Source organism: Stenotrophomonas sp. Bg11-02 (assembly GCF_002836635.1).
GTDB classification, from domain to species: domain Bacteria; phylum Pseudomonadota; class Gammaproteobacteria; order Xanthomonadales; family Xanthomonadaceae; genus Stenotrophomonas; species Stenotrophomonas lacuserhaii.
The window spans coordinates 20,343-46,865 of the sequence record NZ_PJAY01000068.1; the positions used below are offsets into that span (position 1 = coordinate 20,343).

Annotated in this window: 31 protein-coding genes; 21 read left to right on the forward strand and 10 right to left on the reverse strand. The window is 67.7% G+C overall.

Annotation, left to right across the window (positions count from 1 at the left end; translation table 11 throughout):
- Positions 1 to 12 precede the first annotated feature (12 nt).
- Genes CXG43_RS15925 through CXG43_RS15945 form a run of 5 tightly spaced genes read left to right on the forward strand, consistent with a single transcriptional unit; the run spans position 13 to position 4,677 of the window.
- Positions 13 to 651 carry a PepSY-associated TM helix domain-containing protein gene (locus CXG43_RS15925; RefSeq protein WP_101100803.1) on the forward strand — a complete coding sequence of 213 codons (639 nt, stop codon included), beginning with the start codon at positions 13 to 15 and terminating at the stop codon, positions 649 to 651.
- A gap of 31 nt (positions 652 to 682) precedes the next feature.
- Positions 683 to 1,201 (forward strand): DUF2271 domain-containing protein, encoded by a 519-nt coding sequence (locus CXG43_RS15930; RefSeq protein WP_101100804.1) that lies wholly within the window; start codon positions 683 to 685, stop codon positions 1,199 to 1,201.
- A 49-nt stretch (positions 1,202 to 1,250) separates the two neighbouring features.
- Entirely contained in the window at positions 1,251 to 2,054 is an 804-nt protein-coding gene (locus tag CXG43_RS15935) for a DUF4198 domain-containing protein (RefSeq protein WP_101100805.1), read from the forward strand.
- A 53-nt stretch (positions 2,055 to 2,107) separates the two neighbouring features.
- Positions 2,108 to 3,067, forward strand: coding sequence for an FAD:protein FMN transferase (locus CXG43_RS15940; RefSeq protein WP_101100944.1), 960 nt, complete (start codon positions 2,108 to 2,110; stop codon positions 3,065 to 3,067).
- On the forward strand, positions 3,064 to 4,677 hold the full coding sequence (locus tag CXG43_RS15945) for a flavodoxin domain-containing protein (protein ID WP_101100806.1): 1,614 nt from the start codon (positions 3,064 to 3,066) through the stop codon (positions 4,675 to 4,677). The genes CXG43_RS15940 and CXG43_RS15945 overlap by 4 nt, the downstream gene beginning before the upstream one ends.
- A gap of 8 nt (positions 4,678 to 4,685) precedes the next feature.
- On the opposite strand, the gene CXG43_RS15950 is transcribed toward CXG43_RS15945, so the two are convergent.
- The 4 genes from CXG43_RS15950 to CXG43_RS15965 form a co-directional block, all read right to left on the reverse strand.
- Positions 4,686 to 5,300 carry a HutD family protein gene (locus tag CXG43_RS15950; protein WP_101100807.1) on the reverse strand — a complete coding sequence of 205 codons (615 nt, stop codon included), beginning with the start codon at positions 5,298 to 5,300 and terminating at the stop codon, positions 4,686 to 4,688.
- Between the two features lie 47 nt (positions 5,301 to 5,347).
- The gene (locus CXG43_RS15955; protein ID WP_101100808.1) at positions 5,348 to 6,064 is read right to left on the reverse strand and encodes a murein L,D-transpeptidase catalytic domain family protein; all 717 of its coding nucleotides are present in this window, start codon (positions 6,062 to 6,064) and stop codon (positions 5,348 to 5,350) included.
- Positions 6,065 to 6,094: 30 nt separating this feature from the next.
- The gene (locus CXG43_RS15960) at positions 6,095 to 7,168 is read right to left on the reverse strand and encodes a L,D-transpeptidase (protein WP_101100946.1); all 1,074 of its coding nucleotides are present in this window, start codon (positions 7,166 to 7,168) and stop codon (positions 6,095 to 6,097) included.
- Between the two features lie 326 nt (positions 7,169 to 7,494).
- The gene (locus tag CXG43_RS15965) at positions 7,495 to 7,782 is read right to left on the reverse strand and encodes a ComEA family DNA-binding protein (protein WP_223181681.1); all 288 of its coding nucleotides are present in this window, start codon (positions 7,780 to 7,782) and stop codon (positions 7,495 to 7,497) included.
- A 301-nt stretch (positions 7,783 to 8,083) separates the two neighbouring features.
- On the opposite strand from CXG43_RS15965, the gene CXG43_RS15970 reads away from it, so the two are divergent.
- From CXG43_RS15970 to murU, 4 genes are all read left to right on the forward strand, one after another.
- Positions 8,084 to 9,577 (forward strand): M20 family metallopeptidase, encoded by a 1,494-nt coding sequence (locus CXG43_RS15970; RefSeq protein ID WP_101100809.1) that lies wholly within the window; start codon positions 8,084 to 8,086, stop codon positions 9,575 to 9,577.
- Positions 9,578 to 9,646: 69 nt separating this feature from the next.
- Positions 9,647 to 9,919, forward strand: coding sequence for a GlsB/YeaQ/YmgE family stress response membrane protein (locus tag CXG43_RS15975; protein ID WP_101100810.1), 273 nt, complete (start codon positions 9,647 to 9,649; stop codon positions 9,917 to 9,919).
- 51 nt (positions 9,920 to 9,970) lie between these two features.
- A complete protein-coding gene (locus tag CXG43_RS15980) occupies positions 9,971 to 10,993 on the forward strand; it encodes a phosphotransferase (protein ID WP_101100811.1) in 1,023 nt (340 codons plus the stop codon).
- Positions 10,990 to 11,703, forward strand: coding sequence for an N-acetylmuramate alpha-1-phosphate uridylyltransferase MurU (gene murU / locus CXG43_RS15985; protein ID WP_101100812.1), 714 nt, complete (start codon positions 10,990 to 10,992; stop codon positions 11,701 to 11,703). Before CXG43_RS15980 ends, murU begins: the two co-directional genes overlap by 4 nt.
- 443 nt (positions 11,704 to 12,146) lie before the next feature.
- Here the strand turns inward: murU and hda are convergent, their stop codons facing one another.
- The 3 genes from hda to CXG43_RS16000 are packed head-to-tail and all read right to left on the reverse strand — an operon-like array spanning position 12,147 to position 15,159.
- Positions 12,147 to 12,857 carry a DnaA regulatory inactivator Hda gene (gene hda / locus CXG43_RS15990; protein WP_042614654.1) on the reverse strand — a complete coding sequence of 237 codons (711 nt, stop codon included), beginning with the start codon at positions 12,855 to 12,857 and terminating at the stop codon, positions 12,147 to 12,149.
- On the reverse strand, positions 12,854 to 14,026 hold the full coding sequence (locus CXG43_RS15995; RefSeq protein WP_042614653.1) for an AI-2E family transporter: 1,173 nt from the start codon (positions 14,024 to 14,026) through the stop codon (positions 12,854 to 12,856). Before CXG43_RS15995 ends, hda begins: the two co-directional genes overlap by 4 nt.
- Entirely contained in the window at positions 14,023 to 15,159 is a 1,137-nt protein-coding gene (locus tag CXG43_RS16000) for a DUF2066 domain-containing protein (protein WP_101100813.1), read from the reverse strand. The genes CXG43_RS15995 and CXG43_RS16000 overlap by 4 nt, the downstream gene beginning before the upstream one ends.
- A gap of 98 nt (positions 15,160 to 15,257) precedes the next feature.
- On the opposite strand from CXG43_RS16000, the gene purM reads away from it, so the two are divergent.
- The 5 genes from purM to CXG43_RS16030 all read left to right on the forward strand — a co-directional run bounded on the left by purM (position 15,258) and on the right by CXG43_RS16030 (position 19,103).
- Complete coding sequence (gene purM, locus CXG43_RS16005; RefSeq protein WP_101100814.1) at positions 15,258 to 16,319, forward strand: phosphoribosylformylglycinamidine cyclo-ligase; 1,062 nt, start codon at positions 15,258 to 15,260, stop codon at positions 16,317 to 16,319.
- Positions 16,320 to 16,456: 137 nt separating this feature from the next.
- Positions 16,457 to 16,894, forward strand: coding sequence for a hypothetical protein (locus CXG43_RS16015; RefSeq protein ID WP_157825128.1), 438 nt, complete (start codon positions 16,457 to 16,459; stop codon positions 16,892 to 16,894).
- Positions 16,891 to 17,553: a phosphoribosylglycinamide formyltransferase gene (gene purN, locus CXG43_RS16020; protein WP_101100816.1), complete on the forward strand. Its 663-nt coding sequence runs from the start codon at positions 16,891 to 16,893 to the stop codon at positions 17,551 to 17,553. Before CXG43_RS16015 ends, purN begins: the two co-directional genes overlap by 4 nt.
- Positions 17,554 to 17,619: 66 nt before the next feature.
- Positions 17,620 to 18,417, forward strand: coding sequence for a DUF3108 domain-containing protein (locus CXG43_RS16025; protein WP_101100817.1), 798 nt, complete (start codon positions 17,620 to 17,622; stop codon positions 18,415 to 18,417).
- Positions 18,418 to 18,419: 2 nt separating this feature from the next.
- Positions 18,420 to 19,103 carry a DUF3108 domain-containing protein gene (locus tag CXG43_RS16030; RefSeq protein ID WP_101100818.1) on the forward strand — a complete coding sequence of 228 codons (684 nt, stop codon included), beginning with the start codon at positions 18,420 to 18,422 and terminating at the stop codon, positions 19,101 to 19,103.
- A 170-nt stretch (positions 19,104 to 19,273) separates the two neighbouring features.
- Here CXG43_RS16030 and CXG43_RS16035 read toward each other — a convergent pair whose 3' ends face one another.
- Genes CXG43_RS16035 through CXG43_RS16045 form a run of 3 tightly spaced genes read right to left on the reverse strand, consistent with a single transcriptional unit; the run spans position 19,274 to position 21,093 of the window.
- Positions 19,274 to 19,573, reverse strand: a complete 300-nt coding sequence (locus tag CXG43_RS16035; protein WP_101100819.1) for a hypothetical protein — start codon at positions 19,571 to 19,573, stop codon at positions 19,274 to 19,276.
- Positions 19,570 to 20,841 carry a UDP-N-acetylglucosamine 1-carboxyvinyltransferase gene (murA, locus tag CXG43_RS16040; protein ID WP_101100820.1) on the reverse strand — a complete coding sequence of 424 codons (1,272 nt, stop codon included), beginning with the start codon at positions 20,839 to 20,841 and terminating at the stop codon, positions 19,570 to 19,572. Before murA ends, CXG43_RS16035 begins: the two co-directional genes overlap by 4 nt.
- A gap of 21 nt (positions 20,842 to 20,862) precedes the next feature.
- Complete coding sequence (locus tag CXG43_RS16045) at positions 20,863 to 21,093, reverse strand: BolA family protein (RefSeq protein WP_005408396.1); 231 nt, start codon at positions 21,091 to 21,093, stop codon at positions 20,863 to 20,865.
- 53 nt (positions 21,094 to 21,146) lie between these two features.
- Between CXG43_RS16045 and CXG43_RS16050 the strand changes: the two genes are divergently transcribed.
- From CXG43_RS16050 to raiA, 7 genes are all read left to right on the forward strand, one after another.
- The gene (locus CXG43_RS16050) at positions 21,147 to 22,172 is read left to right on the forward strand and encodes a KpsF/GutQ family sugar-phosphate isomerase (RefSeq protein ID WP_101100821.1); all 1,026 of its coding nucleotides are present in this window, start codon (positions 21,147 to 21,149) and stop codon (positions 22,170 to 22,172) included.
- 61 nt (positions 22,173 to 22,233) lie between these two features.
- On the forward strand, positions 22,234 to 22,782 hold the full coding sequence (locus CXG43_RS16055) for an HAD hydrolase family protein (protein ID WP_101100822.1): 549 nt from the start codon (positions 22,234 to 22,236) through the stop codon (positions 22,780 to 22,782).
- Positions 22,779 to 23,339: an LPS export ABC transporter periplasmic protein LptC gene (lptC, locus tag CXG43_RS16060; protein WP_101100823.1), complete on the forward strand. Its 561-nt coding sequence runs from the start codon at positions 22,779 to 22,781 to the stop codon at positions 23,337 to 23,339. The genes CXG43_RS16055 and lptC overlap by 4 nt, the downstream gene beginning before the upstream one ends.
- A gap of 68 nt (positions 23,340 to 23,407) precedes the next feature.
- Positions 23,408 to 23,917 carry a lipopolysaccharide transport periplasmic protein LptA gene (gene lptA / locus CXG43_RS16065; protein ID WP_042614643.1) on the forward strand — a complete coding sequence of 170 codons (510 nt, stop codon included), beginning with the start codon at positions 23,408 to 23,410 and terminating at the stop codon, positions 23,915 to 23,917.
- Positions 23,917 to 24,636 carry an LPS export ABC transporter ATP-binding protein gene (lptB, locus tag CXG43_RS16070; RefSeq protein ID WP_042614642.1) on the forward strand — a complete coding sequence of 240 codons (720 nt, stop codon included), beginning with the start codon at positions 23,917 to 23,919 and terminating at the stop codon, positions 24,634 to 24,636. The genes lptA and lptB overlap by 1 nt, the downstream gene beginning before the upstream one ends.
- A 40-nt stretch (positions 24,637 to 24,676) precedes the next feature.
- The gene (locus CXG43_RS16075) at positions 24,677 to 26,116 is read left to right on the forward strand and encodes an RNA polymerase factor sigma-54 (RefSeq protein WP_101100824.1); all 1,440 of its coding nucleotides are present in this window, start codon (positions 24,677 to 24,679) and stop codon (positions 26,114 to 26,116) included.
- Between the two features lie 54 nt (positions 26,117 to 26,170).
- Positions 26,171 to 26,503, forward strand: a complete 333-nt coding sequence (raiA, locus tag CXG43_RS16080) for a ribosome-associated translation inhibitor RaiA (RefSeq protein ID WP_042614640.1) — start codon at positions 26,171 to 26,173, stop codon at positions 26,501 to 26,503.
- Positions 26,504 to 26,523: the final 20 nt, after the last annotated feature.

Sequence of the window (26,523 nt, forward strand, 5' to 3'; positions counted from 1 at the left end):
CTGCCCATCTGCGTGAGCCGTTCCGTCTCTTCTACCGTGCAGCAACAACAAAGCCGCGGTTTCTGGCTGCGCACGCTGCATCAATGGCACTGGATCAGCTCGGCCGTCTGCCTGATCGGCATGCTGCTGTTCGCCGCTACCGGCATCACGCTGAACCACGCGGCGAAAATCGAAGCGACCCCGCAGGTGGACAACCGCCAGCTGGAACTGCCGGCCGCGGTGCTGGCACAGCTGGGCACGCGCGCCGACGGCAACGCGCCGTTGCCGCGTCCCGCGCGCCAGTGGCTGGATGCAGAACTGGACATTTCCATCGGCGGCCGCGCCGCAGAGTGGTCGCCGGAAGAGATCTACCTGTCGCTGCCGCGTCCCGGCGGCGATGCGTGGCTGAGCATCGACCGCGAAAGCGGCGCGGTGGAGTTCGAATCCACCTCGCGCGGGGCGGTGTCCTACCTCAACGACCTGCACAAGGGGCGCAATGCCGGCCCGGCGTGGGGCTGGTTCCTGGATGTGTTCGCCGTGGCCTGCCTGGTCTTCTGCATCACCGGCCTGTTCCTGTTGCACCTGCATGCGCGGCAGCGGCGCATGACCTGGCCGCTGGTCGGCCTGGGCCTGATGATCCCGCTGCTGATCGCCCTGTTGTTGATCCACTGACCTTCCCTGTCCTTTCCTGCTGGAGCCGCCCATGCGCGTCACCCTCACCATCGCCCTCAGCGGTTTGCTGGCTACTTCGCCGGCTTATGCGACCACGCTGGACATCAACGTCGAAGTCCCCAAGCTCAACGTCGCCGAGTACCACCGCCCGTACGTGGCGATCTGGCTGGAAGGGGCCGACCAGAAGGTCGCCGCCAACCTGTCGGTCTGGTACCAGCAGACCGGAAACAGCGAAGGCCATGGCACCAAGTGGCTGCCGGACCTGCGCCAGTGGTGGCGCAAGAGCGGCCGCACGCTGGAGGTGCCGGTGGACGGGGTGACCGGCCCGACCCGCCCGGTCGGCACCCACGCGCTGTCATTCAACGACCGCCAGCCCGCGCTGAAGGACCTCGCGCCGGGCAACTACACCCTGGTGGTGGAAGCGGCGCGCGAAGTCGGCGGCCGTGAACTGGTCAAGGTGCCTTTCAGCTGGCCGGCAAAGTCCGCGCAGAACGGTTCGGCACAAGGCAGCACCGAACTGGGCAAGGTCACCCTCGCCATCAAACCCTGAGCTGTTCCAGCATGGGTCCGTACCTTCTTTCTCCTGGAGTCATACCCCGATGAAGCGCACGCTCGTCCTTGCCGCCGCCCTAGCTGCTGCCCTTCCGTTCTCCGCCCTGGCCCACAAGGCCTGGCTGCTGCCGTCGCAGACGGTGATCGCCGGTACCAACCCGTGGATCACCGTGGACGGTGCGGTATCCAACGACCTGTTCTACTTCAACCACGTGCCGCTGCGCCTGGAATCGGTGGTCGTCACCGCACCGGACGGCAGCAGCGTGCAGCCGCAGAACAGTGCCACCGGCAAGTTCCGCAGCGTGTTCGACATCGAGCTGAAGCAGGCCGGCACCTACCGCATCGCCTCGGTCAACGACGGCCTGTTCGCCACCTATGAGTTGAATGGCGAGCGCAAGCGCTGGCGCGGCAACGCGGCCAGCTTCGGCGAACTGCCGAAGGAGGCGAAGAACGTGCAGGTATCCGAATCGGTCGGCCGCGTGGAAACCTTCGTCACCAATGGCGCGCCGAATGCCACCGCGCTCAAGCCGACCAACAAGGGCATCGAGCTGATCGCGGTGGGCCACCCGAACGATCTGTTCGCCGGCGAAGAAGCGACCTTCCGCGTGCTGGTGGATGGCAAGCCGACCGCCGGCCTGGAGTTCGAGATCGTGCGTGGCGCCACGCGTTACCGCAACGCGCAGGAAGAGATCAAGGTCACCAGCGATGCCAAGGGCGAGATCAAGGTGAGCTGGCCGGAAGCCGGCATGTACTGGCTTGAAACCGGCACCGAAGACAACAAGACCTCGGTGAAGCAGGCTGAAAAGCGTAGGCTGAGCTACGTGGCGACGCTGGAAGTGCTGCCGCAGTAATGACCCCGGAGCCGGGCCTGGCCCGGCTCCACTGGCACCCCAAGCACTTGCTGATGACCAACCCGCAACTCGATATCGCACGCCTCGGCGGCACCACCATGGGCACTTCATGGTCGGTCTCACTGACGGTGCCGCGCAGCCGCGACCTGCATCCGCTGCACGCCGGCATCCAGGCCCAGCTGGACCGTGTCGTGGCGCAGATGAGCACCTGGGAACCGACGTCGGACCTGAGCCGCTACAACCGCGCCGCCGCAGGCAGCTGGCATCCACTGCCGCTGCAGACCCGCCAGGTGCTGGCCGCTGCGCAGGACGTTGCGGCAGCCAGCGACGGCGCTTTCGATCCCACGCTCGGCCCCTTGGTGGCACTGTGGGGTTTCGGTGCGCATGCCGCCGCGCGGAGCCGCCCGGACCCGCAGATACTCTCAGCAACCCGCGCCCGCTGCGGCTGGCAGAGACTGCAGTGGCAGGGCGATGCGCTGCTGCAGCCCGGCGGGTTGGAACTGGATCTGTCGGCGATTGCCAAAGGCTTCGGGGTGGATGAAGTCGTGCGCTGGCTGCACGACCAGCAGATCGGCGCCGCATTGGTGGAAGTAGGCGGCGAACTGCACGGGTACGGCCGCAAGGCGGACGGCCAGCCATGGCGCGTGCTGGTGGAATCCGCCCCGGAAGAAGACGTGCGTACACCCACCCCGCCGCGCGTGTTGGCACTGGACGGCAAGGCGATCGCCACCTCCGGCGACCGCTGGCACCACTACCAGCAGGACGGCGAACCGATCAGCCACAGCGTGGATCCGCGCAGCGGCCTGCCGGTACAGCGCGCGGCCGCAGCGGTGACCGTGGTCGCCGACAATGCCATGCACGCCGATGCGTGGGCGACCGCACTGACCGTGCTCGGCCGCGATGCCGGGCTGGAACTGGCGACCCGCCTGCAGTTGGCGGCGCGCTTCCTGGAACGCAGCAGCGAAGGTCCGGTGGAAACGCTCAGCCCTGCCTTCCAGGCGCTGCTGCCATGAGCCCGCGCCCGTGGCGCGTACGGGTCGGAAACCTGCTGGTGATGCTGGCCTTGGCCATCGTGGCCTGGCTGCTGCTGCGCCTGCACCTGGACGAAAGCGGGTGGGAGCTTGCCCCGCGCCGCGCCGCGCTGTGGACCGCGATCGCCGCCGTCGGCGGTTACGCCGCGCTGTGTGCCCTGCTGTGGTGGCAGACCCGGCCACGCCGCGAGCGGACCGATCCGGCGCAGCGGCCGATCCTGCTGGTGTGGGCCAGCCAGACCGGCTTTGCCGCGCAGTTGGCCGAACGCAGTGCCGATGCCCTGCGCGGTGCCGGCCTGGCAGTGCGCGTGCGCAGCATCGAGCAGCTGGATGCCGCCCTGCTGGCGGACAGCGAACGCGCGTTGTTCATCGCCAGCACGACCGGCGAAGGCGATCCGCCCGACCACGCCGCGCCATTCCTGCGCCGGCTGATGACGGCAACGCCGTCGCTGGGCCACCTGCATTACGGCGTGCTGGCGCTGGGCGACCACAGCTACGCGCACTACTGTGCGTTCGGCCATCAGCTGGACGACTGGCTGCGCCGGCATGGCGCGCATGCGCTGTTCGACACGGTGGAGGTAGACAACGCCGACCCGGCCAGCCTGCGCCACTGGCAGCAACTGCTGGGCCAGCTGGGCGGCGATGCCAGCGACCAGCCGGACTGGAGTCCGGTGGAGTACCAGACGTGGACGCTGCTGCGGCGCGAACATCTCAATCCCGGCAGCGCAGGTGGCCCGGTGCACTGGCTGCGGCTGCAGCCGCAGCCGGGGCCGGCAGGCAGCGAGGTGCAGTGGCAGGCCGGCGACATCGCCGAGATCGGCCCGCAGCACGCCCCGGGCGTGGTGCAGGCATGGCTGCAACGGCACCAGCTGCAGGGCGACACCCTGCTGGCCGATGGGCAGACCCTGCAGGCGCGGCTGTCACGTTCGCAGCTGCCCGGGGTCACCGCCGGCGGCGACCTGCAGACCCTGCTGGCGATGCTGCAACCCCTCCCACACCGCGAATACTCCATTGCCTCGGCCATGCACGACGGCGCAGTGGAACTGCTGCTGCGGCGGCAACTGCGCGCCGACGGCACGCCGGGCATCGGCAGTGGTTGGCTGTGTGACATCGCACCGGTCGGCGGCCCGATCGATCTTCGCCTGCGCCGCAACCCCAATTTCCACGGCGTGGACAGCACGCGGCCGTTGATCCTGATCGGCAACGGTACCGGCATCGCCGGGCTGCGCGCGCACCTGCACGAACGCGAAGCGGCCGGAGCCAGCCGCAACTGGCTGCTGTTCGGCGAGCGTAATGCCGCGCACGATTTCCACTTCGGCGACGAACTGGTGCAGATGCAGCAGCGCGGCATGCTGGAGCGCCTGGATGCGGTGTTCAGCCGCGACGGCGGCGCCCATCGTTACGTGCAGGATCGTCTGTTGGCAGAAGCCGGGCGGCTGCGCCAGTGGGTCGACGAAGGCGCCGCGATCCTGGTCTGCGGCAGCCTGCAGGGCATGGCGCCGGCGGTGGATGCGGTGATCGAACAGATGCTGGGCGCCGAAGGAAAAGAGGCGCTGGTGCTGGCCGGACGCTACCGCCGCGACGTGTACTGAAGCGCGCGCTACCGCTCCGCCGGACCCAGCCGGATCGCCAGCAACTCACCGCCGCCGTGCAGTGCATGCCGGCGACGCTCGCCGGCAGCCAGCCAGGCCGTGTCACCCTGCTGCATCGGCGGCAGATCAACGTCGGCGTCGGCGTCGAAGCGGGCCTGTCCGGCCAGCAGGTGGATGGCCCAGGCCACGTCCGGTTCGGTGAAAAAATACATCGGCCCTACGACGGGCCGATGCAGCACCTGCGCAGCCAGCGTGTCGCGCCGCCACATCAGGTTGAAATCGTGGGTGGTGCCGTCCACCAGTTCACCGTGCAGTGCCTGTTCGCCGGCGAACCGTACGCGACCATGGGGCGGCAGCACCTCTTCAACCCGGCCATCATCGAAGCGCAGGCGCACCCCGTTTCCGTGCAGCAGCACCAGCTCGCGATCCACGCCCGGGAAACTGGAAAATGTTGCGTCTGATTCAATTTCGGCGATTGAAAGACGCAGGGCCCAGTCTTCGCCGTCGCTCGGCAGGCGCAGGATTTCGCGGGTCCAGCCCAGCCCATTGCGCCAGCGTTCGCGACGGTAATCGACGCTGGGGATGACCTGGCTGGGGTGCTGCAGGATGTCGGTCGCGTTCATGCGCCCATTGTGCCGTGCCGTCCCCGCGTTGACGACGCGTCGTGCCGTCAGCGCTTGGCCAGGCTGCCGCCGCAGTCGGCGTCCAGCAGCTGGGAGCGCTTCAGCCAGTCCTGGTCGGGGTAGTACGCAAACACCATCGTGCCGCCGCTGAGTGCATCGATCAGCGGCTTGGCAACGGTCAGCCGCACGGCAGGACAGCCGAGGCTGCGGCCCAGCCGGCCCTGCAACCGTGCGGCGGAGGGATTCACGTAGGGCGCGCCGTGGATCACGATCGCCCGCTCCCGCGCATGGTCGTTGAACCCCGGCTCCAGCCCGTCCAGGCGCAACGAATAGCCGTTGCCGCCGACGTAGGTTTCCTGCGCGGTGAACGCCCCGATGCTGGACATGAAGCTGCCCTCGCGATTGGAGAAATGCTCGGTGCGGTCGGCGCCGCTGTTGCGCCCATGCGCCACCCACTCTTCAAACAGCAGCCGCTGGCGGCGCAGGTCGAATACCCACAGGCGCTGCTGGGTGGAGGGACGCGAATAGTCGATCACGCCCAGCCGCTCCGGCACCACGCCCAATTCGGGCCGGCGCAGCGCGCAGCGCATCGCACTGGCTGCCAGTTGCAGCACCTTGCGGTCCGCGTTGGGCGCAACCCGGGCCAGGATCGCGCCAAGGTCAGGGCCGGACACCGCAGCCGGCGGCGGCTGCGCACTGGCGGGCAGGCTGCAGGCGGTCAACAGGCCGAGGGCAGCCAGCCAACGGGGGCGTGGCGGTTTCATCTGGGCAGGTTCAACAGGTCCATTCAGACCCTACAGAGTGGACCCGGCCGGCTCGGATTCCAACACCGGCTGCATGCCCGGTTCAGCTGCACTTGGGCGTACCGCCGGCAGCGAGGTCACCAGCAGGGTGGTGCCCGGCACCAGCGCGGCGTACAGCTGGCGGGCGAAATCCGGCGGCAGCGCCATCGGCAGCGACGGCGTGGCCAGCAGGTCCGGGGTGGCCTGGGCGTCGGACTGTCCCAGCAACGGATAGGCGGTCCAGCGGTGCAGGCGCTGATGCGCATCCAGCGGGCTGGGCTGGTCGGTATGACCTTCGCCCATCACGAACAGCGTGGTGCCGTCGAAGGCGGGCAAGGCCGAAGCCACCAGCGGGGATTCACCAATCAATACGCCATCGCGCAGCACGTAGACCCGCTGGTCATGCAGGCTCACCAGCACGCCGACCTGCCCTGCCGGGGCGCCCTGTTCGTTCCAGTAGGCCGCCGTTTCCGCACTGGCCGGGACTTCCGGCAAGGACTGGCCGCGGCTGCTGACCGGGGCCAGCACGGCCGGGTAGGCCAGGGTCATCGGCGAGCTCTTGGCGTCGGCCACCACCACCGTATCGCCGCGCTGGGTGGCGCTGAACAGCTTCTGCGCGAAGGCCTGCGGCAGCCGCACGCAGCCGTGCGAGGCCGGGTGCCCGGGCAGCGCGCCACCATGCAGGGCGATGCCATCCCAGGTCAGCCGCTGCATGTAGGGCATCGGCGCGCTGTTGTAGAGGTTGGAGCGGTGGTCCTTGTCCTTCTGCAGGATGGTGAACACCCCGGTCGGCGTCTCGTGGCCGGCCTTTCCCGAACTGATGGTGCTCAGGCCGATGGCGATACCGTTGCGGTACACGTAGGCGCGCTGTTCTTCCAGGCTGACCACCAGCACGATGGGGCCCGAGGGGGATATCTCCGGATGCCAGAGGTATTCACCAGGCTTGAGGTCGGTGGGCCCGCGCACGGCCGGTTCGGTCGATGCTTTGGCGGCAGCTGCCGGGGTGGCCACCTGCGCCCGCAGCGGCAGAGGAGCGATAAGCGCAAGCGCCGTGGCGATCATCAGGGAACACTGCAGCAGTCGCATCAGCGCGCTCATCCAGTCCGTAGCAAGGCCCCACGCTAACGTGTCGGGGGCGCAAAAAAAAGAAGGCCCGGCGACACAGCCATGTGTCGTACCGGGCCCTGACAACGTCCTTGTCGGCCTCCCGCCGCCCCGCGCATCCTGCGATGGGGGCAGCGTGCTCCGTGCACGGAGGCCGCGATCATCCCTGGTTGTTTATCCCAGCCCCTTCCACAGGTCTGTGATGCCACCATCCTGGTGTGGTTGACGCCTCCCTGCGCCGGTCGCTGCCACCACGTCCCGTGGCCGGCCCGGGTCCGCCTCCTGCGTACCGCGACAATTCCCCTGTATCAGCGCCTTGGCACGGAACGCACCGGTACCGGTCCGGGTACCGGATCCACCCGGGACATCGTGTCCCCGGTCGTTATCCGCTGTCGATTCCGTTCGACGATGGCTTTCCCTATGCCCTTCACCTGCGTCAAGTCCTCGACGCGTTTGAAGGGCCCGTGCTGCTGCCTGTGCTCGACGATAGCGGCCGCCCGGCTGGGCCCCACCATCGTCAATCCCTGCTGCAGTGCAGAAGCATCTGCCCGGTTGATGTCGACCGGCGCGGCCGCAAAGGCCTGCGTGATCCCCATCGCCAGAAGCAGTGCCCGCAACACGATCCACCAAGGCACGACGTCGTTCTCCTTGTGATCCGAACCTGTCCCGACCGGCATTCCCGTCGGTAAAGACACTGTCCGTCACCACATGTACACAGACTATCGGTCCGTGACATTTCTAACAGCCAGCTAAATACCCGACGCCGTGTAGGAAATTTCCTACCCCCGCTGCTGTGAAAAGACGGGCCGACTCCGTCAGCCGCCCCTATGGCGCACAGTCGGGCATTTCCCGCACGCGTAGAATGGGCAGATCAGTCATTCCAATTCGGAGCTCCAGATGGACAGCGCCAAGCTCGGCCACTATGTCAACCAGAAATGGGACGAGGAAATCGTCCCGCAGCTGGTCGATTACATCCGCATCCCCAACAAGTCGCCGATGTTCGACGCCAACTGGGTGCAGAACGGCTACATGGAGCAGGCCGTTGTCCTGATGGAAACCTGGGCCAAAGCCCAGGACATCCCCGGCCTGAAGGTCGACGTGGTCCGCCTCGAGGGCCGCACCCCGCTGATTTTCCTGGAAATCCCGGCGAGTGGCAGCGAGACCGGTGACGACACCGTGCTGCTGTATGGCCATCTGGACAAGCAGCCGGAAATGACCGGCTGGGACGATGACCTGGGCCCGTGGATCCCGGTGCTGCGCGATGACAAGCTGTACGGCCGCGGCGGCGCCGATGACGGTTACGCCATCTTCGGCTCGCTGGCCGCAGTGCTGGCGCTGCAGGCCCAGGGCCTGCCGCATGCGCGCTGCGTGATCCTGATCGAAGCCTGCGAAGAATCCGGCAGCTACGACCTGCCCGCCTATGTCGACCACCTGGCCGACCGCATCGGCAAGCCGTCGCTGGTCGTTTGCCTGGATTCGGGCTGCGCCAACTATGACCAGCTTTGGTGCACCACCTCGCTGCGCGGCCTGACCGGCGGCAACTTCTCGGTCAAGGTGCTCAACGAAGGCGTGCACTCCGGTGACGCGTCCGGCGTGGTGCCGTCCAGCTTCCGCCTGCTGCGCCAGCTGCTGTCGCGCATCGAGGACCAGGACACCGGCCGCATCCTGATCGACGGCATGCAGGTGGAGATTCCCGCCGAACGCCTTGAGCAGGCCAAGCGCGCCGCCGAGGTCGTCGATACCGCCATCTTCGACAAGTTCCCGCTGGTGGACGGCCTGGTGCCGATGAGCGAAGACCTGACCGAACTGGTGCTCAACCGCACCTGGCGCCCCGCGCTGTCGGTGACCGGCATCGGCGGCATGCCGTCGCTGGAATCGGCCGGCAACGTGCTGCGTCCGCATACCGCGGTGAAGCTGTCGCTGCGCCTGCCGCCCACCGCCGACGGCAAGGCCTGCGGCGAACTGCTGAAGGAAGCCCTGCTGCGCGACCCGCCGAACGGTGCCGAAGTGACGCTCGACCTGGAGAAGGCCTCCAGCGGTTGGAATGCACCGGCGATGTCGCCGTGGCTGACCCAGGCGATCGACGATGCCAGCCGTATGTTCTTCGACAAGCCGGCCATGTACATGGGCGAAGGTGGCTCCATTCCGTTCATGGGCATGCTCGGCGAGAAGTTCCCCGGCGCACAGTTCATGATCACCGGCGTGCTCGGCCCGCACTCCAATGCACACGGTCCGAATGAGTTCCTGCACATCCCGATGGGCAAGAAGGTGACCGCCTGCGTGTCCAAGGTGATCAGCGAACACCACGCCGCCAGCCTGCGCGGGGAGACCAGCGGTTCGCCGGTCGCCGCCGACAGCGGAACCCGCCACGGCGGCCACGGCTGCTGCTGAACTGGGTAAAGTGAGCGACGCCGCCGGCCCTGTCCGGCGGCGTCCCTCATCGCAAAGGATTCCCTGTCCATGAATGGTCTGTTCGGCAGCACCAGCTGGCTCTACATCATCCTGGTCGGCTTCGTGGTCGGCCTGCTCGGCCGCTTCGTCATGCCCGGCAACAACCGCATGGGCTGCCTGCTGACCATCGTGCTGGGCATCGTCGGCGCACTGCTGGCCGGCTGGTTCGGGCAGTACATGGGCTGGTATGCCGCCGGCGAACCGGCTGGTTTCCTCGGCGCGGTACTGGGCGCGGTCGCGGTCCTGGCCCTGCTCCGCCTGGTCAGCGGCGGCCGTCGCTGATTCTTTTCTTTCCCTGATGTCGGCGCCTGCGGGCGCCCGGACGCTGCCTGCATGAACGATCCCGCTTCCCATCCCGAACGCGCCGCGCAGCGCCTGCAGTGGGCACGCGCACAGTTGGGCGATGACCAGGCGATGCTGGACCGCGCGTCGGTGGATGCGGGCATGCGCAGTTACTGGCGCGCCACCAGCCGGGGTGGCAGCCACATCGTGATGGATTCCCCGCCCGGCCTGGAAGACGTGCGGCCGTGGTTGCGCATGCGCGCCCTGCTGCAGGCGCACGGTCTGCGGGTACCGACCGTGCTGGCCGAAGACATCCAGACCGGGCTCCTTCTGCTGGAAGACCTGGGCGGGCCGACCCTGGCCAAGGTCATCGACGCCGACAGCGCCGATGCCTGGTTCGAGCGCGCGATGGACCAGTTGCTCAGCCTGCAGCAGATGCCGGTGCCGGACGACTTCGGCCGCTTCGGCGAGGCGCTGCTGCAACGCGATGCGGGGCTGTTCGACGACTGGTTCCTGCAGCGCCATCTGGGCATCACCCTGGATGGCGACGACCGCCTGCGCCTGCAGGCCGCGCAGCAGTTGCTGATGGACAACGCACTGGGCCAGGCCCAGGTGATGACCCACCGCGATTTCATGCCGCGCAACCTGATGCCGGTGGCCGATGGGCCGGCGGTACTGGATTTCCAGGACCTCGTGCGTGGCCCCATTGCGTACGACCCGGTCAGCCTGTTCAAGGACGCGTTCCTGAGCTGGCCGTTGGCGCGCGTGGATGGCTGGCTGGCGCGCTACCACCAGCGCGCGCTGGCGGTCGGCCTGCCGGTGCCGGCGCTTGCGGTATTCCTGCGCGATGCCGACTGGCTGGGCATCCAGCGCCACCTGAAGTGCCTGGGCATCTTCAGCCGCCTGCGCTACCGCGATGGCAAGGGCCATTACCTGGACGATGCGCCGCGCTTCATTGCCTACCTGGATGAAGTACTGCCGCGCTATCCGGAACTGGCCGGGCTGCGACACCTGCTTGATGCGCGGATCAAGCCGGCGATGGCTGCCCAGGGCGAACCGGTGCTGGCCCGATGAAGGCGCTGATTTTCGCCGCCGGCCTCGGCGAGCGGATGCGCCCGCTCACCCTGCACACCCCCAAACCGCTGCTGCCGGTAGCCGGCAAACCGTTGATCGTGCGGCACCTGGAACGGCTGGCCGCACTTGGCGTCCGCGATGTGGTGGTGAATGTTTCCTGGCTCGCCGAAGCCTTCGCGCCGACCTTGGGCGATGGCCGCCAGTGGGGCGTGCAGCTGCATTTCGTCAACGAAGGCGACACCCCGCTGGAAACCGGCGGCGGCATCCTCAATGCCCTGCCCGTGCTCGGTGATGCGCCGTTCCTGGTGGTCAACGGCGATATCTGGACCGACTTCGATTTCGCTGCCCTGCCACGCGAACCGGCGGGCGAGGCGCACCTGGTGATGGTGGACAACCCGGCCCAGCACCCGCAAGGCGATTACCGCCTGGATGCCGCAGGCCTGCTGCACCACGATCGCGCCGGGGCCTGCCTGACCTATGCCGGCATCGGCGTGTACCGGCCGTCGATCGTCGCCGACTGGCGGCAGGTGATCGGCACCGCAGCGGGAAGCGAACGCACGCCGCCGCGGTTCAGCGTGGTGCCGCTGCAGAAGCACTTCATGGCGCAGGGATCGGTCACGGGGCAGCATCATCGCGGACGCTGGACCGATGTGGGGACGGTGGATCGGCTGCGTTTGCTGGATCTGGAGCTGGGTCGGTCGAACGGGTGAGACCCCCTCGCGGGTGGCTGGTTTAGAGCTGCAATTCGGGTTGGCGCCGGGCGGTGGGGCTGGTCGGGGGACGGCAAAAACCGCATCCATGCGGGCCTCGTTTCGCGCCATCCATGGCGCTCAACGCCCCCGCCCAGCCCCACCGCCCGTCGCCCTGACAGGTTCCTGATGCCGCCACCGGCGTAATGAAAAATGAAAAGCGGTAGCGCCGACCCATGGTCGGCGAGCGCAGCGGGCCCTTGGCGGAAACACTCCGCCGACCACGGGTCGGCGCTACAAGGATCCGATGCGAAAAGCGAGCCCCCATGGACGGGTTCACGGCGTGTCCTGCACAGCCACCCCGCCCCGCCAACGCATAGCCCTGCAGGCTGTTGACGTTGACGTTGCTCCGGCTTGAAAAAAGCGGGCCGCCGGGCTGCAAGCCCGGCTGAAACCAACACCACTCAGTAGCGCGGCCGGCCGTCTTCCAGTACCTGGCGCAGGAACGGCACGGTGATCCGCCGCTTGGCCGCCAGCGACTCGCGGTCCAGCCAGTCCATCAGCGTGATCAGCCCACCCAGCTCGCGCCCGGAGTGGGACAGCAGCCATTCGATGGAGGCTTCGTCGATGGACAGACCACGGCGCAACGCGCGGTCACGCAGCACCGCCGCACGCCCCTCTTCGTCCAGCGCCTGCAGCACCACGCGCACGCACTGCCCCAACCGTGAACGCAGGTCCGGCAACACCAGCCCCAGCTCGGCCGGCGCCGCCTGCGCGGTGTACATCACCGCCGTACCGGCAGCGCGCGCACGATTGTGGAAATCGAACAGCGCCACCTCGTCATCGCGCCCCCCGGCCACCGCGTCCAGCCCATCCAGCACCACCAGATCGCGCTGCTCCAGCCCTTCCAGCACCGCACGCACCCGCCCCACCACCGCGCTCAGCGGCACGTAGGTCGGGGTGCGCCCGGCCTGTTCGGCGTTGGAGCACATCGCCAGGGCCTGGTGGGTCTTGCCGGTGCCGGCCGCGCCTTCCAGGTACACCCAGTCCGGGCTGGCGCCCACGGCGATCGCACGCAGCTGCGCCAGCGCACCATCCGGTGCGCCGATGAAGGTCTCCAGTCGCTCGTCCTGCGGGTAATGCAGGGCCAACGGCAGCTGCGGTACTGCGCTCACTTCGGTTCCGGCCCCTTCGGCGCGCCGTCGACGATGATGACCTGCTTGTCGATGTAGGAATCGAGCACGATCGACGGTTTCTCACCGGCATACAGCTCGCTTTCGCGGTAGCGCTGGTGGGCATAGCGCAGCAGCACGTTGCTCACCGCCGCCACCGGCAACGCCAGCAGCATGCCGAGGAAACCGAACAGCTGGCCACCGGCCATCACCGCGAAGATCACCGCCACCGGATGCAGGCCGATCTTGTCGCCGACGATGCGCGGGGTCAGCACGTAGCTTTCCAGCAGCTGGCCCACGGTGAACACCACGCCGACCAGCAGCAGCAGCTTCAGGTCGAAGCCCTGCGACTGCACCAGTGCAGCGATCACCGCCATCAGGATGCCGGTGGTGGCGCCCAGGTAGGGAATGAAACTGATCAGCCCGGCGATGATGCCGATCAACAGGCCCAGGTTCAGGCCGACCATCGTCAGGCCACCGGCGTAGATCACGCCCAGCGCGATCATCACCAGGAACTGGCCACGGATGAACGCGCCGAGCACATCGTTGGACTCGCGCGCCAGCTGGGTGATCGTGCCCACGTGGTTGCGCGGGATGACCGAACGCACGCGCTCGACCAGCAGGTCCCAGTCACGCAGGAAGTAGAACGCCAGGATCGGCAGCAGCAGCAGGTTGACCACCCAGGTCACCATCGCAAAGCCGGAACGCTGCACATAGCCGAAGAACTGCTTGGCCACCCCGCCGGCCTGCTGCCAGTGGCTGCGGATGTACTCCATCACCCGGTCCGAATCCAGCCACTGCATCACTTCCAGGCCGGTCTTCTGTTCGAACCAGGGAATGCCCTTCTCCATCAGCCAGGCCTGGGCCTGCGGCGCGGAAGCGATCAAGGTGCTGATCTGGCGCTCGATCATCGGCACCAGGATCAACAGCAGCGCGGTGATCACCAGCACCATCGCCACGAACACCAGGATCACGCCGGTATTGCGCGAACGCCCGGTCGCCTCGATCCGGTCCACCAGCGGATCGCCCAGCCAGGCCAGCGCCAGCGCCAGCACGAAGGGGGTCAGGATGGGCGCCAGCAGCCAGACCACCCAGCCGATCAGCAACGCGACCGCGACGAACTTGACGCGGCGCAGGAACAGGGCGATTTCCGCCTCCGGAGTGTGGATCATCGCAGGCGGTACTCGTTGCTGGCCGGGGCCGGATTCTGTTCATCACCGTCCAGGGTGATCGCCACCGGGGCGACCGGCACCAGCACGCCGTCCTCGCCCAGCATGCGGTTCAACCCGGCAAGGCCGGTGGTCATTTCAAGGCTCAGTTCCAGCCGGTTGCCCACTGCGCGCAGCGGGATGATGTTGCGCACCACCGGCACCTCGCGCAGGCCGGCGGCCAAGCGCATGTAGTCGTCGGCGCTGTCGATCCCGGTCACCACGATGCGGTAGGTGCCGGCCTGGCCGGTTGCCGCGCCGGGCTTGGCATAACGGCGCACCAGCGCGTCGGCCGCGCCGTCGGCACCGCCGGCCATCGCACGCATGGCGTTGGCATCCTTGGTGGTCCATTTGTTCAGTTCCCGGCCGTTGTCGACGAACACCCAGTCCGCCGTCCAGCCGCCATCCGCGCGCGACAGCTTGCCGATCAGCTGCATCGGCGGGGCGTAACGGGCCGACGCCCGCGCCACCGCGGCGGTGTCCTGGCGCCAGATCGCACCCACCAGCGCCTGCTCGGCCGTACTGCCGGTCGGCAGGCCCAGCTTGAAGCCGCGTTCCACCGCGCGCGCCAGTATCGGGCGCACCGCGTTGGCCTGCTGCACGGTCACCAGCCGCGGGCCGCTGCCGTCGTCGATGGCCAGCCACAGCACCGGCTTCGGGCGCGGCTGCGGCCACACCGGCAGGCCCAGCGCGGCGACCATCGCATCCACGTCGTCTTCGCGGAAACGGGCGACCAACAGGGTGCGGAAGTTCGGCGCACCACTGGCGCTGGTGCTCTGGTCCTGCTTGTAGTCGTAGCTCTGCACGTAATCCTTGGCATTGCGCAGGGCCTGCACCACGCCCGGACGGGCGGTGATGTTGCGGTCGCCGGACAATTTGCCCAGCACCTCGGCCAGCGCGCGCGACAAGCCGCCGTTGCGATCGGCGTCGCTCTGGCCCCGGACCGGGACCTCGGCCTCGTAGGCGCCGCTGGCGGTGGCCACGTCCCCTTCGGTGCGCAGGCCGCTCTGGGCCAGGGCGGCAAAGGGCAGGCACGCCGCGAGGAGCATGATGAGGAACGTGGTCCTGAGGGGGCTGCGGGGCATCTGGACTTCCATTGGCTCGACGTATCCGGGGAGATTGTTGCCCGAATAGGGTCTTTGCGCCAACGTGGCCTGTTAAAATCGCCGTCTCACCCTTGCCAGCGCCGACGCCCGTGACCAACAGCCCGTCCTCCGCCCCTACGCCCCTCACCTACCGTGACGCGGGTGTCGACATCGATGCCGGCAACGAACTGGTCGAGCGCATCAAGCCGCTGGTCAAGCGCAGCTTCCGCCCTGAGGTAATGGGCGGACTGGGCGGCTTCGGTGCCCTGTTCGACCTCTCCAACAAGTACCGCGAGCCGGTGCTGGTGTCCGGTACCGATGGCGTCGGCACCAAGCTGAAACTGGGCCAGCAGCTGGGCCGCCACGACACAATCGGCATCGATCTGGTCGCCATGTGCGTGAACGACGTGCTGGTACAGGGCGCCGAGCCACTGTTCTTCCTGGATTATTTCGCCACCGGCAAGCTGGACATCGACACCGCCGCGGCGGTCGTGGGCGGCATCGCCAACGGCTGCACCGAGGCCGGCTGCGCGCTGATCGGCGGTGAGACCGCTGAAATGCCCGACATGTATGCCCCGGGCGAGTACGACCTGGCCGGCTTCACCGTGGCCGGCGTGGAAAAGAGCGAACTGAAGGATGGCGCCAGCGTTGCCGAAGGCGACGTGCTGATCGGCATCGCCTCCTCCGGCCCGCATTCGAACGGCTATTCGCTGGTGCGCCGCATCTACGACCGCGCTGGGCAGCCGGCCGATCTGCTGCTGGACGACGGCGTGAAGCTGGTCGATGCGCTGATGGCGCCGACCCGCCTGTACGTGAAGCCGATCCTGGCCCTGCTCAAGACCCACGGCGAGGCGATCCACGGCATGGCCCACGTCACCGGCGGTGGCCTGACGGAAAACATCATCCGCGTGGTGCCCGACGGCCTGGGCCTGGACATCGACGCCCGCAGCTGGACCCTGCCGCCGGTGTTCCAGTGGCTGCAGCGCGAAGGCGCGGTGGCCGATGCCGAAATGTGGCGCACCTTCAACTGCGGCATCGGCTTCGTGCTGATCGTCGCCGCCGACCAGGTCGCCGCCGTGGCCGAGGCCGCCGGCGCACAGGGCCTGCAGCACTGGACCATCGGCAAGGTCGTGCCGGCCGTGGAAGGCGCCGAGCGCGTCCACATCGGCTGACAAGCGGCTCCCTGCCGGTAGCGCCGAGCCATGCCCGGCGAGCGCAGCGGGAGCGTCCAGACATTCCGCCGAGCATGGCTCGGCGCGACCGAAGCCGGGTGTTACCCGGCGCCTGCAAGGCCATCAAAGAGACCTCCATGTCCGCCACGCCTCCCCCCCTGCACGCCCCGCGTGGTTGGACGTCGATGCAGGTCGATTCGCACCTGCACACGCTGAAGATCCTGTTCTATGTGCTGGGGGGTTTCGAACTCCTCCTCGCCGCTTTCCTGCTGCTGGTCACCCTCGCCGGCTATGTCAGCGAGCCGCCCGGCAGTGGTCCGGAGGCCGCCCCTTGGCTGCTGTTCATCGTGATGGGCATCGCCTCGGCGGTGTACGTCGTGCTGGGCGGATTGAGCCTGCAGGCCGCCCGCTGCCTGGGCGCGCGTCGCCGGCACCGGCTGTGCCTGGTCGTGGCGGGGCTCGCCTGCCTGACCGGTGCCCTGGGCATCGCGCTGACCGTCTACGCGCTGTGGGCGCTGCTGCGCCCGGAGGTCGTCGCCAGCTTCCCGGACGGCGCGCCCAAGGTCGCGGCATGACCGCAAGCACGCGCATCGCGGTGCTTGCCTCCGGGCGCGGCAGCAACCTGCAGGCAATCCTGGATGCCATCGCGCAGGGAGAATTGCAGGCCGAGGTGGTGGGGGTGTTTTCCGACCGCCGCGATGCACAGGCCCTGCAGCGCGTACCGGTTGCGCAGCGCTGGGCAGCAGCGCCGCGCGACTTTGCCGACCGTGCCGCCTACGAGGCCGCGCTGGGCGACGCGATCGCCGCCAGCGCGCCCGACTGGATCGTCTGCGCCGGCTACATGCGCATCCTGGGCGAGGCGTTCGTGGCCCGCTTCGATGGCAAGCTGGTCAACATCCACCCTTCCCTGCTGCCCCTGTACAAGGGCCTGCACACGCATGCGCGGGCGCTGGAAGCCGGAGATGCGCAGCACGGGGCCAGCGTCCACTTCGTGGTGCCCGAGCTGGATGCCGGCAGCGTGCTGGCGCAGGCGCGCGTTGACGTACTCCCCGGTGATTCGCCGGAAACGCTGGCCGCGCGGGTACTGGCCGTGGAGCACCCGCTGCTGATCGCAAGCCTGCAGCTGCTGGCCAGCGGCCGCGTAACTGAACAGAACGCTCAGCTCCAGCTCGACGGTCACCCCCTTTTCAGCCCGCTGGTCCTAGATTCGGCGCGCATGCTGCAACCTGCCTGAGTTGCTGAACACGCGCTGCTGACCCAGGCGCTGGCATGCTTCCCTTCTCTCATGTTGCTGGCTGGTATGAAGAACACGTCGCTGCTCCGTCCCGCGCTGTTGCTGTCCGCCCTGTTCTGCCTGGCGGCGTTGCCTTCGGCTGCGCAACAGGTACCGGAGCCCGCACCCGCCGCGCCGGCCGTGCCCGCGCTGCCCGCGCTGGCCTGGGAACCGCCCGCACTGGAACCGTTCACCGCCACCTACCAGGCCTTCTACAAGGGCAAGGAAGCAGGCGACGCCACCATGCGCGTCACCCATGCCGGTGGCACGCAGTGGCGGGTGGACATGCAGGTGGTCGGCCGCCGCGGCTTCGCCAGCGTGCTGGGCCTGAACCTGGAACAGAGCACCGTGTTCGAGAACCAGGACGGCCAGTACGTGCCGTTGAGCCAGAGCACCGTGCGCAAAGGCCTGTTCCTCGGCAAAAAAGTCACCGGCACCTATGACTGGCAGGCTGGCACGGCGCGCTGGACGGGCGATCTGAAAAAAGAACGCACCCAGCCGATTCCGCTGCAGGCTGGTGACCAGAGCGCGCTGCTGTTGAACCTGGCGATCATGCGCGACGCCCGCCCCGGCAGCGCGATGCATTACCGCTACGTCGACGTGGGCCGCGTGCGCCAGCACGATTACCAGTCTGCCAGCGCCACCGAAAGCGTGCAGGTGGGCGAGCTGTCCTACGACGCGCTGCGCGTGGCGCGCACCAATGGCGGCAACGACGAAACCATCCTGTGGATCGCCAACGGCGTACCGACGCCGGTGCGTATCCTGCAACGCAAAGATGGCCAGGACTACATCGACCTGCGCCTCATCGAATACCAAGGAGTCTGAGCATGACCACGTTCCAACGCCCGCTGACCTGGATCGCCGCTGCCGCCCTGTCGGTAGCCAGCCTGCCAGCGATGGCACTGCAGCCGTTCAAGGCCGATTACCTCGCCAGCTACATGGGCATGCAGGCCAACGGCACGATGACCCTGGCCAGCGAAGGCGCCGGCAAGTGGCGTTACAGCCTGAAGGTGAAAAACCAGCTGGCCGACCTGAGCCAGAGCACCGTGTTCGAGGAAGCCAACGGTCGCCTGCGTCCGCTGAGCAGCCAGGACAGTTCCGTGCTGCTGGTCAAGAAGCGCAACGTGCAGGCCAACTACAACTGGACCAGCAACCAGGCCACCTGGACCGGCGACATCAAGCCGGACCGTGCAGGACCGGTGGCGCTGAAGGCCGGCGACATGGATGCGCTGCTGATCAACCTGGCGATCGCGCGCGACCTGGCCGCCGGCAGGCCGCTGAACTACCGCATGGTGGACGAGGGCCGGATCAAGCCGATGAGCTACCGCGTGGTCGGCAAGGAAGCGGTCACCGTGGCCGGCAAGAGCTACGAAGCGACCAAGGTGTCGCGCGTGGATGGCAACAAGGAACTGATCGCCTGGATCGTGCCGGAGTTCCCGGTGCCGGCACGCCTGTTGCAGCGCGAAAGCGGCAAGGACGCGCTGGACCTGACCATCAAGGGTCTGAACTGAACGACATCAGGCGCTGTGGTGGGTGATCATGCGCGGTGGTGGGTGTGAGGGCTGTGGTGGGTGTGAGGCGCTGTGGTGGGTGACGACCGTTGGTCGTCACCGCTTCTCAGTGCGAAGAGCGTGACGACCAACGGTCGTCACCCACACGGGGCCAGCGGCCGTCACGACCTTTATTCGGCCTGGAACACGGTGCGGCAGTCCACGCGGATCTGCTCGCCGGTGCTGCGCCACACGAAGGTGCGGCACTCGCGGTTGCCATCCTTGGTATCGGTCGCACCCACCGCGTGGAAGGCCTGGATGATCTCGTCACGGGTGACCGTGCCGTCGCCGTTCCAGTCCATGTCCTTCTGCTCCACGCCCTTGGTGATGGCGATGTCGGCAAACCAGGCATAGCCCAGGTAGGCCAGCATGATCAGCACCAGCGCCAGCAGCGCCTTGCGGCGGCGGGTGAACTTGCCGCGCAGGATCATTGCACGCGCCTGATCGTGGCACCGAGCGCGGACAGCTTCTCTTCGATGTTCTCGTAGCCGCGGTCGAGGTGGTAGATGCGGTCGATGGTGGTATCGCCATCGGCCATCAGGCCAGCCAGGATCAGCGAGGCCGACGCACGCAGGTCGGTCGCCATCACCGGCGCGCCGCTCAGGCGTTCGGCACCGCGCACGATGGCCGTGTGGCCTTCCACCTGGATGTCCGCGCCCACGCGCAGCAGTTCGTTGACGTGCATGAAACGGTTCTCGAAGATCGTTTCGTTGATCACGCCCACGCCATCGGCCACGCAGTTGAGCGCCATGAACTGCGCCTGCATGTCGGTCGGGAACGCCGGGTACGGCGCGGTGGTCAGGTTGACCGCCTTCGGCCGCTTGCCGTGCATGTCCAGGGTGATGGTATCTGCGGTGGTGCTGATGGTCGCACCGGCTTCGATCAGCTTGGACAGCACCGCTTCCATGGTGTCCGGGCGCGCACGATTCACCGTGACGCTGCCACCGGTCATCGCCGCGGCTACCAGGAAGGTGCCGGTTTCGATGCGGTCCGGCAGCACTTCATGACGGCCGCCGCCGAGCCGCGGCACGCCTTCGATCACCAGCCGGGCGGTGCCCAGGCCTTCGATCTTCGCGCCCAGCGCGATCAGGCAATGCGCCAGGTCGGTGACTTCCGGCTCCATCGCGCAGTTGTCCAGCACGGTGGTGCCCTCGGCCAGCACGGCGGCCATCAGCACGTTCTCGGTGCCGGTCACGCTGACCATGTCGAAGGTGAAGTGACCGCCCTTCAGGCGCTTGGCGCTGGCCTTGATGAAGCCGTTCTCCACGACGATCTCGGCACCGAGCGCCTGCAGGCCTTTGATGTGCTGGTCCACCGGGCGCGAACCGATCGCGCAGCCGCCGGGCAGCGACACTTCGGCTTCGCCGAAGCGGGCCAGCAGCGGGCCCAGCACCAGGATGGAGGCACGCATGGTGCGCACCAGTTCGTAGGGCGCCACGTGCTGGTTGACCGGGCGTGGATCGACCACGATCGCGCTGCCGCGCGACAGCGTGCCCTGGTCGATGGTGACCTTGGCACCCAGTTCGCCCAGCAGCTTCACCGTGGTGACCACGTCGTGCAGGTGCGGCACGTTGGTGATTTCCACCGGCGCATCGGCCAGCAGGGTCGCGCACAGGATGGGCAGGACGGCGTTCTTGGCGCCGGAGATGCTTACTTCACCGTGCAGCGCATTGCCGCCGGTCACAACGATCTTGGCCATGTATCAGGGTCTTTTCCAGGTTCAGCCGGCTTCGGCCGGGGTCACGGTCTTCAGCGCCAGCGCATGGATAGCGCCGCCCATCAGATCGCCGAGGGTGGCATACACCATGCGGTGGCGGGCCAGCGGCATCTTGCCGGCGAAGGCCTCGCAGACCACGGTCGCTTCGAAGTGCACGCCATCGTCGCCCTGCACGTCGGCGCGGGCGCCCGGCAGGCCGGTTTCGATCAGATTGCGGATGGTGTCGGCGTCCAACGGGCTTTCCTAATAAAATGTCCGCACATTCTACTCTGCTGCGTGGCGCTCGCATGGCTGATCCCACCCTGCCCTTCCCTGCTGCCGGCCTGCCGGCCCGCCTCTCCGCCGACCCGGCCGCGCTGGTGGCCAGCGGCAAGCGCGTGTTCCAGATTGAACGCGAAGCCCTGGACGCGGTCGCTGCCGGGCTAGGCGAAGCGTTCCAGCAGGCCTGCCAGCACATCCTGTCCAGCCGCGGGCGGGTGGTGGCCACCGGGATGGGCAAGTCCGGGCACATCGCGCGCAAGATCGCCGCCACCCTGGCCTCCACCGGCACCCCGGCGTTCTACGTGCACCCGGGCGAGGCCGGCCACGGTGACCTGGGCATGATCACCGAAGCCGACGTGGTGCTGGCGCTGTCCTACTCCGGTGAGTCCGACGAGCTGCTGATGCTGCTGCCGGTGCTCAAGCGCCAGGGCAACCTGCTGATTTCCATGACCGGCAAGCCGCAGTCCAGCCTGGCCCGCGCTGCCGATGTCCACCTGGACGTCAGCGTGCCCGCCGAAGCCTGCCCGCTGGCGCTGGCGCCGACCTCCAGCACCACCGCCTCGCTGGCGATGGGCGATGCGCTGGCGGTGGCGCTGCTGGATGCGCGCGGCTTCACCGCCGACGACTTCGCCCGGTCGCACCCGGCCGGCAGCCTCGGCCGCCGCCTGCTGCTGCACATCACCGACGTCATGCACAGCGGCGATGACCTGCCGCGCGTGGATGCCGGCGCGAGCCTCAGCGAGGCCCTGGTGGAGATGAGCCGCAAGCGCCTGGGCATGACCGCCGTGGTCGACGCCGACGGGGTGCTGATCGGCCTGTTCACCGATGGCGACCTGCGCCGGGCGCTGGACAGTGAACTGGACGTACGCAGCGCGACGATCGCCGAGGTGATGACCCGCAGCCCGCGTACCATCGGCGCCGACCAGCTCGCCGTGGAAGCGGCGCGGCTGATGGAAACCCATAAAATCAATGGCCTGGTGGTGGTCGACGACGCCGGGCGCGCGGTCGGCGCGCTGAACATTCATGACCTGTTGCGGGCACGGGTGGTTTAACCGAACCCACCCCGCCCCCATTCATCCCTTACCGCACGACAACCCGGATACCTGCAACCCAATGCCCTGGTCCCCCCTGCCTGCCTTCCCTGCCCACCTGCATGCCGCTGCCGCGCGCATCCGCCTGGCGTGTTTCGACGTGGACGGCACGCTCACCGATGGTCAGCTTTACTACGACAGTGAAGGCAACGAGAGCAAGGCATATTTCGTGCAGGACGGCCTGGGATTGAAACTGCTGCAGAAGCACGGCATCCACCCCGTGCTCATCACCGCGCGCAACAGCCAGTCGGCGTTGAAGCGCGGCGCGGACCTGGGCATCGACACCCAGATCGCGGTGGGCGACAAGCTGGCCAGCGTGCAGGCCTTGTGCGTTCAGCACGGCATCACCCTGGACCAGGTGGCGTTCATGGGCGATGACCTGCCCGACCTGGGCCCGCTGTGCCATGTGGGACTGGCCGTAGCCCCGGCCAACGCGCATCCGTGGATCGCCGAACGCGTGCACTGGCAGACCCGCGCCGAAGGTGGCCGCGGCGCCGCACGCGAGCTGTGCGACGTGCTGCTGGCCGCGCAGGGCCGCGTGGACGCCGTGCTTGCAGGGTTCGGCGCATGAACTGGCGCACCGCCATCGGCGTGACCCTGCTGGTCGTGGCCATCCTCAGCGGCTGGTCGCTGCTGCGCAACCGCGACAAGGGGCCGCAGGCCATCGTCGACGATGGCAGCGTGGACTACGTGCTGCACGACTTCCAGATCGTCATGCTGGACGATGAAGGCAAGGAATCGACCACGCTGCGCGCGCCGCGGCTGGAGCGCCTGCGTGCCGACCAGACCCTCACCATCGCCACCCCCGTGTTTGAAATGCCCGGCCAGGACGGCAACCACTGGACGATGCGTTCGGAAACCGGCTGGGTCAGTGCCAAGGGCGATGAAATGCGCCTGCGCGGCAACGTCGCCGGTGACAGCCCGACCGTGGGCAACACCCCGCCGACCACGTTCCGCACCACCCATCTGAATGTTTTTCCCAAGGAAAACCGCGCCCGTACCGATGCGCTGGTGACCATGACCCGCCCGGGCATGGAACAGAGCGGCGTCGGGTTCGAGCTGGATTCCAAGAACAACACGTATCATTTCCTCAGCCAGTCCAAGGGCCGCTACCTGCCCCGGCGATGACCCTGCGGCATGCTGCTTCCCTTTTCCGCCTGGCGTGACCAGGCCACCCTCCGGCAGAAACGGACACGATGAAAATCCACCTTGCAGCCCTTTGTGCGCTCAGCCTGATGTTGCCGCTGCTGGCCAGCGCGAAATCCACCGACCGCAACGAACCGATGAACATCGATGCCGGCGCGCAGACCGGCACCCTCACCGGCGACGGCAAGACGCTGATGTCCGGCGGTGTGGTGATCACCCAGGGCTCGCTTGACCTGCGTGCGGCCAATGCCGAGATCCAGATCAAGGGCGGCGAAGCGGTACGGGCGATCTTCACCGGCAAGCAGGCCACCATGCGCCAGCAGATGGACGATGGCACCTGGATGGATGCCACCGCCGACCGCATCGACTACGACATCACCAGCGAGATCATCACCCTGACCGGCAACTACAAGGTCACCAGCGCGCGCGGTACCAACGCAGGCCAGCGCATGGTCTACAACACCCGCAGCGGTGAAATGAACAGCGGTGGCGATGGCAGCCGCGTGCGCACCGTCATCCAGCCCAAGAACAAGGCGCCGGCCGCCGGGAGCAGCAAGTAATGCTCATCGCCAAGGGCCTGCGCAAGAGTTACAAGCAGCGCGAAGTGGTCAAGGACTTCGGCCTGACCCTGGAGGCCGGTGAAGTGGTCGGCCTGCTGGGCCCGAACGGTGCCGGCAAGACCACCTGTTTCTACATGATCGTCGGCCTGGTGGCCGCCGATGCCGGCAGCATCGTGCTGGACGGCAAGGACATCACCAGCGATCCGATGTACACCCGCGCCAAGCAGGGCGTGGGCTATCTTCCGCAGGAACCCTCGGTGTTCCGCAAGCTCACCGTGGCCGATAACATCCGGCTGGTGCTGGAGCTGCGTGATGACCTGGACCGCGCCGGCCGCGAGCGCGAACTGGCCGGCCTGCTGGACGAACTGCAACTGGGCCATGTCGCCGAACAGCAGGGCGCCAGCCTGTCCGGTGGCGAGCGTCGCCGCTGCGAGATCGCCCGTGCCCTGGCCGCCCGGCCGCGCCTGATCCTGCTCGACGAGCCGTTCGCCGGCGTCGACCCGATCTCGGTCGGCGAGATCCAGCGCATCGTCACCCACCTCAAGCAGCGCGGCATCGGCGTGTTGATCACCGACCACAACGTGCGCGAAACCTTGGGAATCTGCGACCGGGCGTATATCCTCGCTGAAGGTACGGTGCTGGCCCAGGGCGCGCCTGCGGACCTGCTGGAAAATGCAGACGTCCGTCGTGTCTACCTGGGAGATTCCTTCAAGCTGTGAAGGCGGCCGCCGGACCCTTCCTTTTACGTTGGGCGGTGGCATGAAGACGCGGTTGCAGACATCGGTGGGGCAGCACCTGGTCATGACGCCACAGCTGCGCCAGGCGATCCGGCTGCTGCAGATGTCCACCACCGAACTGGACGTGGAAATAGCCGAGGCGGTGGAAACCAATCCACTGCTGGACTGGGCGGAGAACGCCGAACCGGTACCCGGCAGCGACCAGCCCACCGAACAGCCCTCGCCCGACCAGCAGGTGCGCGACAGCGATGAGCGCACCGGTCCCGGCGACGATGACTGGGCACCGGCCGAACTGGACTGGAGTGGCGGTGCCGGCAGCGGCGGCTCCTTCGATGACGATGACCTGGGCAGCGCTGCCGAGCGTGTCGCCGAGACCGCGACCCTCGCCGACCACCTGCTGTGGCAGCTGCATCTGTCGCACCTGTCATCGCGTGACCGCAGCATCGGCGCCGCGTTGATCGATGCGATCGAAGACGACGGCTACCTGCGCGAGACCTTCTCCGGCATTGCCGAAACACTGCTGCCGGCCATCCACGTCGGCGACGATGAAATCCTGACCGTGCTGCACCAGATCCAGCGCTTCGACCCGGTAGGCGTGGGCGCACGCGATCTGGGTGAATGCCTGCGCCTGCAGCTGGACGTGCTGCCGGCCGACACCCCGGCGCTGGCGCTGGCCCGGCAGATCACCGACGGCCCGCTGGAGCGGCTGCCACGCAGTGGCGTGGCCGGCATCGCCCAGGAACTCAAGCAGCCGGTCGCCGACGTGGAGGCGGCAGTGGCCCTGCTGCGCTCGCTGGACCCGCGCCCCGGCACCCAGATCGCCCCGGTCAGCCAGGACACCTACGTGGTACCGGACGTGGTGATCTGGCGCCAGGCCGGCGTCTGGCGGGCCGCGCTGGCCGGCCACGCCGGGCCGAAGGTGATCATCCACCGCGGCTACGAAAGCATGATCCGCCGCTGCGGCGAAGCCGACGCCGGCTACCTGAAGACCCAGCTGCAGGAAGCGCGCTGGCTGCTCAAGGGCCTGGAGGCACGCGGCGAAACGCTGCTGCGGGTGGTGAACAGCCTGTTGCAGCAACAGGCTGGATTCCTGGAGTTCGGCGCGCAGGCGCTGCGTCCGTTGACCCTGCGTGAGATCGCCGGCGAGCTGGGCCTGCACGAGTCCACGGTGTCGCGCGCCATCGCCCGCAAGCACGTGCGCACCCCGCGCGGCACCATCCCGCTGCGCGCCTTCTTCGCCTCGGGCATCGACACCGAAGGCGGCGGCGAAGCCTCCAGCACCGCCATCCAGTCGATGATCCGCCGGCTGATCGACGACGAAAATCCGCGCAAGCCGCTTTCTGACGCCAAGCTGGCTGACCTGCTCAAGACATCCGGCATACCGGTAGCGCGCCGGACCGTGGCGAAGTATCGTGAAGCCATGAACATTTCCGCCTCGCACGAAAGAGTCCGGATCGCCTGACGCATACCGCGCCCGGCGGAGAGGTTCATTGGCAAATCCAAAAGGAGACACCCGATGCGCATTGAAACGTTTGGCAAAGACGTCGAAGTCACCCCGGCCCTGGAAAAGTACGTGGCGGACAAGCTCGCCCGGCCCGGTAAGCACTTCGTCGGCGAACACTGCGAAACTCGGGTCACGTTGAAGCTGCAGAAGAACGAACACCACGTCGATGCCACCGTGAACATCCCCGGCCAGACCCTGCATGCCGAGGCCAGTGGCCAGACCATGTACGCGGCGATCGACATCCTGGCCGACAAGGTGGACCGCCTGCTGACCTCGGAAAAGGAAAAGAAGCAGCAGAAGAAACAGCAGCACGTCCCCCTGCCGTTGAGCGACAATGAAGTCTGATGACTTCACTTTCCCCCTGA